The following is an 11,143-nucleotide window of genomic DNA, read 5'->3' as shown; positions in this document are numbered from 1 at the left end:
AAGTGCCATACTCTCACAATAGGGAACTTTTTTGTTTTTGAAAAGGAAAACTTTCAGATCATGTTAGGTTTGTCGCATGGCTAGTGAAGAAATTGCAATTAATAGCGAATCGACGCGTGCAAAAGGCCGTTTAGTTTCAAATTTTGAGATTAGTAGACAGGCTTGGGTGTATTTGCGATTAGGGTGCAGGGCTTAGCCCTTATAAGAATGATGCGATGTTTTTGAGAATAGCGTGCAGGGTTTATCATGCGCGGGTACGATGCGGAACGGTTGAAGTTAGTGGACAGGATCAGGCACTAAATGTGTATGATGCGGCGCCGCGCGGAGAACAAGTTCGGCGCTTGCGATAGAGCGATGGGAGAGGACATGCAGCCGTGGGGAAGCAGAGAAAAGTAACGATCATTCTGTATCCGAAATGCAGCACATGCCGCGCGGCGGTCAAATCGCTGCAAAGCAAAGGGAACGAGGTGGCGTCGCGGGATATCGTGACGGATACGCCGACCGCGAAAGAGCTGAAGGAGCTCGTCCAGCTGAGCGGGCTGGAGCTGAAAAAGTTTTTTAACACGTCGGGCGAGGTGTACAAGGAGCTCGGACTGAAGGACAAGCTGGCCTCGATGACCGACGACGAGAAGTACGAGCTGCTCGCCGCGCACGGCATGCTGATCAAGCGTCCGATCGTAACGGACGGGAGCAAAGTAACGGTCGGCTACAAGGAAGAGCTGTACGAGCAGGAATGGAAGAGAGGGAGGGGGTGAATGGGCGGATGGCGAAAACCAAGTTAAGGTCCGAGCGGCTGTCCCTCCTGGGCTCGTCCATCTTCGCGGAAGTGGCGGCGTGGAAGCTGGAGGCGGCGGCAAGCGGGCTCGACATTATCGATCTCGGCATCGGCAGCCCGGACCAGCCGCCTACGCCCGCCGTCAGGAAGGCGCTGAGCGAAGCGTCGCTCCGGGAGGACATGTACGCCTACCCGGCGACGAAGAGCGGCTTGCCGTTCCGCCAGGCTGCCGCCGACTGGATGAAGCATCGCTTCGGCGTAACGCTCGATCCGGCCTCGGAGATCGTGACGCTGCTCGGCTCGCAGGACGGCTTGGCTCATCTGGCGATGGCGCTTTGCGATCCGGGCGATATGGCGCTGCTTCCGAATCCCGGCTATCCGATCTATGCGGCCTCGCTCGCGCTTGCCGGCGTCGAAGGCAGGCTCATGCCGCTGCGGGAGGAAAACGGCTTTATGCCGGATCTGGATGCCATTGCCGACGAGGATTGGGACCGTGCGTCGTTTATTTTGCTCAACTACCCGAATAACCCGCTATCGGCCGTGGCGGACCTTGCCTTCTTCGAACGTGTGCTGGATAAGGCTCGCCGGCACGGCGTGCTGGTCGTGCATGATTTGGCCTATTCGGAGATGGGCTTCGACGGCTGCGAGCCGCCGAGCATTCTGCAAATCCCCGGCGCGAGCGAGCAGGCGGTCGAATTCCATTCGTTATCCAAAAGCTTCAATATGGCGGGCTGCCGGATCGGGTTTCTGGCCGGAAACGAGACGGCCGTAAGCGCGCTCCGCGAGCTGAAGGCGAACATCGATTACGGCGTATTCGATCCCGTGCAGGAAGCGGGCATCGCGGCGCTGCGGGAAGCGATGAACGATGCGGCCGCTCCGAAAGCGGGCAAGCTGTACGAGCGGCGCAGGGACGTGCTTGTCGAAGCGCTGAATGCCGAAGGTTGGCCGGTTGCCGCTCCGAAGGCGACGATGTTCGTATGGGCGCCGCTGCCGCCGATGCTGTGGTCGACGGGTGAGCCGTGGAGCTCACGACTAATTTCCCAGGAAATGCTGAAGGCGACCGGGGTAGTCGTCGTTCCGGGGGAAGCGTTCGGCTCGGAGGGCGAAGGCTACGTCCGAATCGCGCTCGTCGAGAGCGAGGAGCGGCTGAAGGAAGCGGCCGGACGAATCGGAAGCTTCATTCGCGGCAATCATGAATGAATAGAGGATTATTAGAATATCGAGAGGAGATTGTACAATGAGCGAACAAAGATTGCTGCTCGTAGACGGCATGGCTATTCTATTCCGGGCGTACTTCGCGACGGCTTTCGGCGGCAGCGTCCGGAAGACGAGCGCCGGCGTGCCGGTCAACGCGGTGCACGGCTTCGTCCGTTATTTCATGGACGCGGTCAAGACGTTTAACCCGACGCATGTCATCTGCTGCTGGGATATGGGAAGCACGACGTTCCGCACGTCGCAGTACGACGGGTACAAGGCGAACCGGCCCTCCGCGCCCGAGGACATGATCCCGCAGTTCGATCTGGTGAAGGAGGTCGTCGCGAGCTTCGACGTGCCGAATATCGGCATCGAAGGCTTCGAGGCCGACGATTGCATCGGCACGCTCGCGGCCGCGTTCAAGGATCAGGCGGAGATCGTCGTCGTAACCGGCGACCACGATTTGCTGCAGCTGGTCGACGAGCGGGTGTCGATCGCGATCATGAAGAAGGGCATCGGCAACTATGCGGTGTATACGCCCTTGAGTTTGATGGAGGAGCGCCAATTGACGCCGGCGCAAATTATCGACATTAAAGGGCTGATGGGCGACACGAGCGACAACTATCCGGGCGTGAAAGGAATCGGCGAGAAGACGGCGCATAAGCTCATACAGGAGCACGGCTCGATCGAAGGCTTGCTGGCGAACCTCGATGCCGTATCCAAAACGATCCGCGCCAAAATCGAGGCCGATCTCGACATGCTCCATTTGTCCCGGGACCTTGCGACGATCCGCTGCGACGCGCCGGTCTCGGCAGAGCTTGACGTCTGTTGCTGGGCTTACAACCGCGATACCGTGCTGCGCAAATTCGAGGAGCTGGAGTTTAAGAGCTTGCTTTCGTTGATCAGCTGACATAGGAAGAAACGCTTGAATGAATAAAAGTTTAAGCTCCTGCATGATGCAGAAGCGTTTAATTCTTCGAAGAAAACGGCTATTCCAATCATGGAAGAGTCGTTTTTTTACGACTGTCAGGGGCATCTGAGCATTTGAATCACAGCCAGTTGAAAGTAATAATCAGGCTCAAACGTTGAAAGGTACACGCCGCCAATCTTATGGCGGCTTTTTTTCATGATACGCCTAGCATAGGGGTGCCGGGTTTGTTTGCGCCTTTATTTTTCCCGGACGGAATCGCGGATGACCAAATCGGTCGACAGCAAAATCTTCTTGTAGCCGAGCGGAATATCGTCCTTGCCGCTATCGAACAGGAGCTTGGCGCCTTCGTAGCCTAAATTTTCGAAATATTGTTTGACGGTGCTTAGCGGCACCTTGGCGAATTTGGAGCCTTCGAAATCGTCGAAGCCCATGACGGACAACTGATCCGGGATACGGACGCCGAGCATGCTGAGCCGATCGATGGCTTCCAAGGCGCGCCGGTCGTTCGCGCAGAAGAGGGCGGTGAGCTCCCCGCGACGGATGAGGCTCGCCATCTCGCTGTAGTCCAGAGCTTTCCGGAGAAACATGATGTCCGGACTCGGGGCAAGACCGGCGTCCGACAGGGCATGCCGGTATCCGTTGTACCGGTCAGCCTCCGTACTCAGATGAAAGTCGTAAGCGGCGAAGCCGATCCGCGTATAGCCTTGAGCGATCAAATACTGGACGGCTTCGTAGGCGCCGTCGTGATTGTTGCAGGTCACGCTATCGGCCGGATATCCGGGCGGGCTGCGGTCAAGCATGACGAACGGCATTCGTTTTTTCCGAAGCTCATTCAAATAGGCTTTGGCTGCGTCGGGGTCGGCGGAATAGATAAGAAGCCCGCGGGTTTCGGTTAAAGTCAGCTTCAGAACGAGCTCGCGCTCCTGTTCAAAGTCATTTTCCACAAATTCGATAATAAGCTTGCAATCCTGTTGGCTAAGATACGACTGAATGCCTTTAATAATCTGCATATAGGAACTATCGTTCATGTCCTTGCCGGAAATAATAAGGGTAACGTAATGCGGCGCTTTATCCGCCGGCATGCTTGCCCGATTGGAAACAAAGCTGCCTCTTCCCCTGACCCGATAGATGACCCCTTCGTTAACCAGCTCGGTCAAAGCTTTTCTCACCGTAATCGAGCTGACATCCAATAGCTTGGAAAACTCCGATTCGCTCGGAATCCGTCCGTCTTCGCCCAGCTCGTTATTCTCGATTTGCAGCAGCACGTAATCCTTCACCTGCCGATACTTGGGCAATGTCGCTTCGCTCTTGCTCATTTCTGGTCACCTCTGCTAGACATTTGCTCCATTATAGCCCATAGCGCTTTAAAAAGTATACAAACTTAATCAAACTTATAATAAAAAATTAACGTATTGACGCCAAAATTAGTATGTGTTAATTTCTTATTAGCATAATAACTTTGGAGGTGGATGGGGGACGACATTTGCGGATTGGATGCCATCGAAAGCTGCGATTCTTTACATCGAAGAAATGAATGCGCTTTCTTCTAAGCCGGCTTCATTGCCGGAATGCCAATCAAGCAATAGAACAACATGGCAACAAGATCAAATGGAAAGGGTGTTAGGGAAATGCTGCCCAAACTTTGGAAACATCGCTATCTCTATTTCATGGTGCTGCCGGGCTTTCTCACGATTTTGGTTTTCGCGTATTTTCCGATGTACGGGATTTTGATCGCTTTTAAGGACTACAGCGCCGCGAAGGGCGTCATGGGGAGTGAATGGGTCGGATTAAAGTACTTCCAAACGTTTTTGAACGATCCCATGGCCTTCCGGGTTTTAAAAAATACGCTGCTGCTAGGCGTCTATACGTTGTTCTGGTCCTTCCCGGCGCCGATCATCCTGGCCCTGCTGTTCAACGAGCTGAGAAGTAAGCGCTTCAAAAAACTCGTGCAAACCGTCTCTTATTTCCCGCATTTCATATCGGTCGTGATCGTTGCGGGATTGCTGAAGGAGTTTGCGTCCAGGGACGGCCTGTTTAACGACATCATCGCGTATTTCGGCGGAACCCCGATCATGTTTCTTCTCGAGCCGGACTATTTCCGGACGATCTTCATTTCCTCCGGCATTTGGCAGGGCGTCGGTTTCGGGACGATTATTTACCTCGCGGCCATGAGCGGAATCGATCCTACGCTGTACGATGTTGCGGAAGTGGACGGTGCGGGCAGATGGAAGAAGGTGCTGCATATTACTTGGCCGTCCATCAGGCCGACTACGGTTATTTTGCTCATCTTCGCGATAGGCGGCATATTAGGGACCGATTTCCAGAAAATTATATTGCTCTATTCTCCCGAAACGTACAGCGTGGCGGATGTCATCGGCTCCTACGTTTACCGGCAAGGGATCTTGGGCGCGCAGTACGAATATACGACGGCTATCGGATTGTTCATGTCGATCATATCCTTCACGATCTTGTTCCTTGCGAACTGGGTTAGCCGCAAAGTTTCGGAAACAAGCTTGTTCTAGGAGGCGGGCAATTTGAAATCAAACAATGAAACGATAGGCTCCAAAACGTTCGATGTCGTCAATATCGGGATTATGATCGTCATTCTGATTGTCGTGTTGTATCCCATCTTCAATATAATCGCCACTTCGATGAGCAGCGCCCGTTACATATCGTCGGGCGGCGTGACCGTCTGGCCAAGAGGCTTCACGCTAGAGGCGTATACGACCGTGTTTCAGGATCCCTATATTTACAAGGGGTACTTGAATTCGATCCTCTATGCGGTCGGATCTACCGGCATCATGCTGCTGTTTACTTCCTTGATGGCTTATCCGCTTACCATCCCGGGCTTCGCGGGGAAGAAATTTTTGACGATTTTCCTCATGATCACGATGTTTTTCAGCGGCGGATTAATCCCGACTTACTTGCTCATGCGCAGCCTGGATTTGCTCAATACGGTTTGGGTCATGATTTTGCCGGGCGCGGTCGGCGCATACAACGTATTTCTGTTCCGGACCTTCTTCCAGAACATTCCTTCGGAATTGAAGGATTCCGCGCTCATCGACGGGGCGAACGATGTTGTCGTTCTTTTTCGGATCGTTTTGCCGCTGTCGAAAGCGCTGCTCGCCACCTTCGCGTTATTCGGACTCGTAGGAAGCTGGAACAGCTGGTTTGAAGCGTTAGTATACTTGCAGGATCAGGATAAGTATCCTTTGCAGATGGTTCTGCGAAACTACTTGTTCACGTTGGACACGAACGCGATCCAAGGGAGAACCGGAGCGGGCAGCGGCGTTGCCATCAACGCCCCGGGGGATGCGCTCGATCCGAAGGCCGTCCGGATGAGCGTGATCATTATTACGATGTTCCCGATCATGTGCATATACCCGTTCTTCCAGAAGCATTTCACGAGAGGCATCTTGATCGGGTCCATTAAAGGCTAATGGGAGGCATGAAGGGAGGTGAGCAGGGGATTTCATTCGCCATTCATTCCAAAATCGTTCAAACATTCAAAAGGGAGGTTCTAACATGAACAAAATGACCAAAAAGCTCAGTTTGATCATGGCAGTTACGCTGGCTTTTGCCGCGACAGGCTGTACAACCAACAATGAACCTGCAGAAAACGAATCGACGGCAACCGAGGGCGGAACGTTGTCCTTCTCCGTGACGCTGCCGTCGGGAGGCGTAGATAACGAGAATAGCATGGTAGGCAAAGAGTGGAAAAGAGTAATGGAAGAGAAGCTGGGTAAAAAGCTCGATATCGAATACAACTATATTCCATCCTCCGAATACGACGAAAAAGTGAAGCTGATGATCGCAAGCGACGATTTGACGGACTTCTTCGTGACCCCGCTCTTCTACGATACGACGGAGATGGCGGAGCAAGGCCAGATTCTGGAGCTCGGTCAATACAAGGATCTCATGCCCAACTACATGAACTATCTCAGCAAAGTGAAAAACGGCATGGCGCGCGTCACGAACGCCGAAGGCGAGATGTTTTACTTCAAGGAAACGTCTACCCCCAGATTTCCCGAAGACAAAGGCATGTTGATTCAGAATACGTCGTCGTATCGCTATGACGTGTTTCAATCGAACGACATAAAGATTCCGGAAACGCTGGATGAATTTTACGATGCGGCCAAAAAGCTGAAGGAGCTTTACCCGGATAAGTATCCCGTCGCCACAAGATGGAACAGCCTGCGCTCCCTGTTCTCCGCCAACCATGTCAAGGACGACATTTTTTGGGACGGCAGCAAATACGTGTACGGCGTTCTGGAAGAGGGCTACAAGGATGCCCTGCAATTCGCCAACCGGCTTTATTCGGAGGAGCTGCTCGATCCCGAGTATACGATCGATACGGACGACACGCTCCAAAGAAAAGCGCTGAACGGCGATAATTTCATGTGGCTGACGCAGTGGTTTACGACGCCGGGCGAATATACGCGCACGGTTAACGACGGCAAAATTTTCGCCGTGTCGCTATACCCCGATAATCCGAAATACGGCAAAGCGTGGCAAGAGGTCGCGAACGGGAATACGCCGGACTTGGGCTGGGCCACGTACTGCATCAGCGCCAATGCCAAAAATCCGGAAGAGCTCATCCAATTTATCGATATGCAATATTCCGATGAAGTGATCCGGCTAACGACTTGGGGAATCGAGGGAACGACCTATACGATCGGGGAAGACGGAAATCCGACCTTTGTGGAGTCGTTGAAAACGGCTGCGGACCCTTGGCTGGAGGGAGACAAATACGGCATGCGGGCAAGCCGCAAGCATAACCCGGGCCTTCAGGTGGCGAATGACGCAAGAGCATTCGTAGATTTCGCGGCAACGGACTATACGTTATTCGGAGGCAAATACGAGGAAGTGCCGATCGAGAAGGCGGAGTATCTGACAAGCCTGCCGATGCCGGAGAACGAATATGTGCCGTCCTGGTACAGCGAGCCCAGCCTTCAATTCACGCAGGATGAAAGCCAGCAAATTTCGGAAATTATGAATCCGGTCAAAACCTTCGTGACGGAAGAACAGGCGAAATTCGTATCGGGCAAGGCCAACTTTAACGAATGGCAGAAATTTATCGATCAGCTCCATAAGATGGGCGATATCGATAAAGTATTGCAAATCTACAACGATGCCGCGAAAAGAGCCGTGCAATAAATCGTTCGGACGAAACGATGGGATGTGAGCGGAAACTTGAATGCGAAAACAGAGATTCAGTATCTTGTCGAGAACCTGCTGAAGGAAAAAAACAGAAGGATTTATACCCGAATCGCGCCGATCGAATTCGCCGGCTTTGAAACGAAGGAACGCCTGTCTTATACGGAAATTGGAGATAACCGTTTCGAGCCTGTACGAACGGGAGACCGATGGGGCGATAATTGGGTGTATGCGTGGCTCAGAGCCGAGGTAACCGTTCCGAAAGAGGCGGAAGGCAAAAGGTTGGTCGCGCTGCTTAATTTCGGCGCGGAAGCGACGATCTATATGAACGGCATGGTGCGAGGGGCGCTCGATCTCCAGCATAACGACGTGACGTTGACCCGTAACGCGAGGACCGGCGAGACGTTCGAAATCGTCGCCGAAGCGTATGCCGGTCATACGAATCGGCAGCCGGTGTTCGGCGAATCGCATTTATGCGTATTTGAAGAGGAAATCTATCAATTTTTCATAGATTTGGAATGCTTGTGGCAGGTCTGCGAACAAATCGATTCGAATGCTCTGCGAGCTTCGGAAATCAATCAATGCATGAAGCAAGTAATCGCAACGATCGATTTCGGCCTCCGGGGGGAGGCGCTGACGGCCGGCGTCAAGCAGTGCCGCGAATGGATGGAGCCGCTCCTGGCGTGCGTGAACGGCTCGACGTCTCCATTGCTGTACCTGATGGGCCAGTCTCATCTGGATATTGCTTGGCTTTGGCCGATCGAAGAGACGAAACGGAAAATCGCCCGGACCATGTCGAACCAGCTTGCATTGATGGAGGAATATCCCGACTATCGGTACACGCAGAGCCAGCCGTATTTGTTTCAGCTGGCCAAGGAGCTGTATCCCGAGCTGTACGAGCGGATCAAACGGCGCGTGGCGGAGGGCCGGATTATTCCGGAAGGCGGGATGTGGGTAGAGTCCGACACGAACTTGCCTGCGGGGGAAAGCTTGATCCGCCAATTCGTTCACGGCAAGCGGTTTTTCATGGAGGAATTCGGCAAGGACAACGAAATGCTATGGCTGCCCGACGTGTTCGGATACTCCGGCAACATTCCGCAAATTATGAAAGGCTGCGGTATTCGTTATTTTGCTTCGGTGAAGATGTTCCAAACCTACGAGAACGTCTCGGATCCGTTCCCGTACAACACCTTCTTCTGGGAGGGGATTGACGGCACGCAAGTTCTGACGCATCTTCTCGATTACGGCGAGTATCCGATTCGGGTCAATCCTTCGTTTCTTATTCGCCAATGGAACGATCGCGTCCAGAAGGACGGCATTGCGACGCGGCTTGTTCAGTTCGGGCACGGTGACGGCGGCGGCGGCGCGAACCGGGATGACCTGGAGTTTCTGAAGCGACTCGGCAACCTGGAAGGCGTTCCGCGGACCAGGCATGGCTCGCCGATCGAATATTTCCGCGATCAGCTCGAGAAGGGGATGCCCGATGCCAAATATGTCGGGGAGCTGTATTATCCGGCCCATCGGGCGACGTATACGACGCAAGCGAAGCTGAAGCGATTGAACCGCAAGGCGGAGATCGGCTTCCGCGAGACGGAATTGTGGGGCGCGGCCGCGCAGCGGCTTCTGGACAAGGCGTACCCTTACCGGGAGATGGATCGTCTGTGGAAGCGTCTGCTGCTTCAGCATTTCCATGATATTTTGCCCGGCACTTCGATTCATCGCGTCCATGAAGAAGCGCAGGCCGAGCTTGCCTCGTTGAACGAAACGATCCGCGAAATGGCCGCAGGCGCCAGACAAGCATTGGCGGATGGCGAACGCTCCGGCATTACGGTGTTCAACGCTTTGTCCTGGGGCAGGAAGGAGCTGGTGGCGCTGCCGGACGGCGTCCGCGGCATTGCGGACCGGGACGGGCAGGCGATGCCTGTTCAATCCTATGACGGCCGCTTGTATGCCGAGGTCGAAGCGCCTCCCATGGGATGGGCGACGTACTCGATCGGCGAGGGGAGCAAGCCGGCTGCAGTCCGCGCGGCCGCGACGGCTGCCGCGTCCCGCATGGAAAACGAATATATGACGATCGCCATTAACGATCGGGGCGAGCTGGTCAGCATCGTAGACAAAGAAACGGGAACCGAATGGGCGGCAGACGCATGCAACGTCATGAAGATGTACCGCGATCGGCCCTCCGCCTTCGATGCGTGGGAGATCGACCGCCGTTACCGGATGTCGCCCGTCGAGCTGGCCGACAAGGCCGACATAACCGTTACGGCGGACGGTCCGCTCTTCGCGGCCGTTCGCGTGGAGCGAAAGCTTCATCAGTCGAGGCTGGTGCAGCATATTCGCATCCGCTCCGGCAGCCGTCGGATCGAATTCGATACGACCGTGCAATGGAACGAGACGAACAAGATGCTCCGCGTCGATTTCCCCGTCCGCGTCCATGCGAACGAGTCGATGCAGGAAATCCAGTTCGGCTACGTCAAACGGCCGAATCATTCCTCTCGTCCCCATGACGCGGATCGTTACGAGGTCTGCCAGCATAAGTGGTCGGCGCTAGCGGAGACGAACCGCGGCTTCGCGCTGCTGAACGATTGCAAATACGGCATTTCGGTACAGGATCGGCTCATGAGCATGACCTTGCTCAGGTCGCCGACCTATCCGGACGAAACGTCCGATCAAGGCACGCACCGGTTCACGTACGGGTTCGTGGCGTGGAACGGATCGTTCCTCGACAGTCCCGTCGTCCGGGAAGCCTACGAGCTGAATTATTCTGTCAGCCTCGCGCCCCAAGGCAGCCGGTTGGAGGCGCGGTCGCTGCTTCAACTCGATCAGGCGAATGTGATTGCGGAGACGGTCAAGTTGGCCGAAGACGGATCGGGCGATTGGATCGTTCGTCTATACGAGTGCAAAGGCGCTTCGGTATCGTGCGGCGTGCATGCCGGCCTGTCCGTGGCGTCGGCGTACGAGACCGATATGCTGGAGCGGAACATGGCGGCATTGCCATGCGCGGGGAACAGCCTGTCGCTTCGCTTCCGGCCATTCGAAGTGAAGACGATACGGCTTGCTTTAAAGTGAAAATACGAGGGAGGCCA

General features: G+C 54.6%; 8 protein-coding genes. 7 read left to right on the top strand and 1 reads right to left on the bottom strand.

All coding sequences use genetic code 11. The features are described 5' to 3' along the window. Positions 1–374 precede the first annotated feature (374 nt). From IDH41_RS26175 to IDH41_RS26165, 3 genes are read left to right on the top strand one after another with little or no spacing between them, the layout of a single operon-like run. Positions 375–755, top strand: coding sequence for an arsenate reductase family protein (locus IDH41_RS26175; protein ID WP_190866443.1), 381 nt, complete (start codon positions 375–377; stop codon positions 753–755). Between the two features lie 8 nt (positions 756–763). Beyond that, positions 764–1,975, top strand: coding sequence for an aminotransferase class I/II-fold pyridoxal phosphate-dependent enzyme (locus tag IDH41_RS26170; protein WP_223830076.1), 1,212 nt, complete (start codon positions 764–766; stop codon positions 1,973–1,975). 37 nt (positions 1,976–2,012) lie between these two features. After that, the gene (locus IDH41_RS26165) at positions 2,013–2,879 is read left to right on the top strand and encodes a 5'-3' exonuclease (RefSeq protein ID WP_190866439.1); all 867 of its coding nucleotides are present in this window, start codon (positions 2,013–2,015) and stop codon (positions 2,877–2,879) included. A gap of 257 nt (positions 2,880–3,136) precedes the next feature. On the opposite strand, the gene IDH41_RS26160 is transcribed toward IDH41_RS26165, so the two are convergent. Beyond that, positions 3,137–4,216 (bottom strand): GntR family transcriptional regulator, encoded by a 1,080-nt coding sequence (locus IDH41_RS26160; protein ID WP_190866437.1) that lies wholly within the window; start codon positions 4,214–4,216, stop codon positions 3,137–3,139. A gap of 312 nt (positions 4,217–4,528) precedes the next feature. Here IDH41_RS26160 and IDH41_RS26155 point away from each other — a divergent pair, with 312 nt between their 5' ends. The 4 genes from IDH41_RS26155 to IDH41_RS26140 all read left to right on the top strand — a co-directional run bounded on the left by IDH41_RS26155 (position 4,529) and on the right by IDH41_RS26140 (position 11,126). Beyond that, positions 4,529–5,422 (top strand): ABC transporter permease, encoded by an 894-nt coding sequence (locus tag IDH41_RS26155; protein ID WP_190866435.1) that lies wholly within the window; start codon positions 4,529–4,531, stop codon positions 5,420–5,422. Between the two features lie 72 nt (positions 5,423–5,494). Next, a complete protein-coding gene (locus IDH41_RS26150) occupies positions 5,495–6,340 on the top strand; it encodes a carbohydrate ABC transporter permease (RefSeq protein ID WP_190866447.1) in 846 nt (281 codons plus the stop codon). An 85-nt stretch (positions 6,341–6,425) separates the two neighbouring features. Continuing rightward, the gene (locus tag IDH41_RS26145; RefSeq protein WP_190866433.1) at positions 6,426–8,057 is read left to right on the top strand and encodes an extracellular solute-binding protein; all 1,632 of its coding nucleotides are present in this window, start codon (positions 6,426–6,428) and stop codon (positions 8,055–8,057) included. Positions 8,058–8,093: 36 nt separating this feature from the next. Beyond that, complete coding sequence (locus IDH41_RS26140) at positions 8,094–11,126, top strand: alpha-mannosidase (RefSeq protein ID WP_190866431.1); 3,033 nt, start codon at positions 8,094–8,096, stop codon at positions 11,124–11,126. Positions 11,127–11,143 lie beyond the last annotated feature (17 nt).

Source organism: Paenibacillus arenilitoris, from assembly GCF_014705655.1.
GTDB classification, from domain to species: Bacteria; Bacillota; Bacilli; order Paenibacillales; family Paenibacillaceae; genus Pristimantibacillus; species Pristimantibacillus arenilitoris.
The sequence above is the reverse complement of the archived record's forward strand: the minus strand, read 5'-3'. Positions and strand labels throughout refer to the sequence as shown.

Excerpts from the sequence above, each read along its gene's own strand:
- IDH41_RS26145 (WP_190866433.1), top strand. The coding sequence starts at position 6,426 with ATGAACAAAATGACCAAAAAGCTCAGTTTGATCATGGCAGTTACGCTG.
- IDH41_RS26170 (WP_223830076.1), top strand. The coding sequence starts at position 764 with ATGGCGAAAACCAAGTTAAGGTCCGAGCGGCTGTCCCTCCTGGGCTCG.
- IDH41_RS26160 (WP_190866437.1), bottom strand. The coding sequence starts at position 4,216 with ATGAGCAAGAGCGAAGCGACATTGCCCAAGTATCGGCAGGTGAAGGAT.
- IDH41_RS26150 (WP_190866447.1), top strand. The coding sequence starts at position 5,495 with ATGATCGTCATTCTGATTGTCGTGTTGTATCCCATCTTCAATATAATC.
- IDH41_RS26165 (WP_190866439.1), top strand. The coding sequence starts at position 2,013 with ATGAGCGAACAAAGATTGCTGCTCGTAGACGGCATGGCTATTCTATTC.
- IDH41_RS26155 (WP_190866435.1), top strand. The coding sequence starts at position 4,529 with ATGCTGCCCAAACTTTGGAAACATCGCTATCTCTATTTCATGGTGCTG.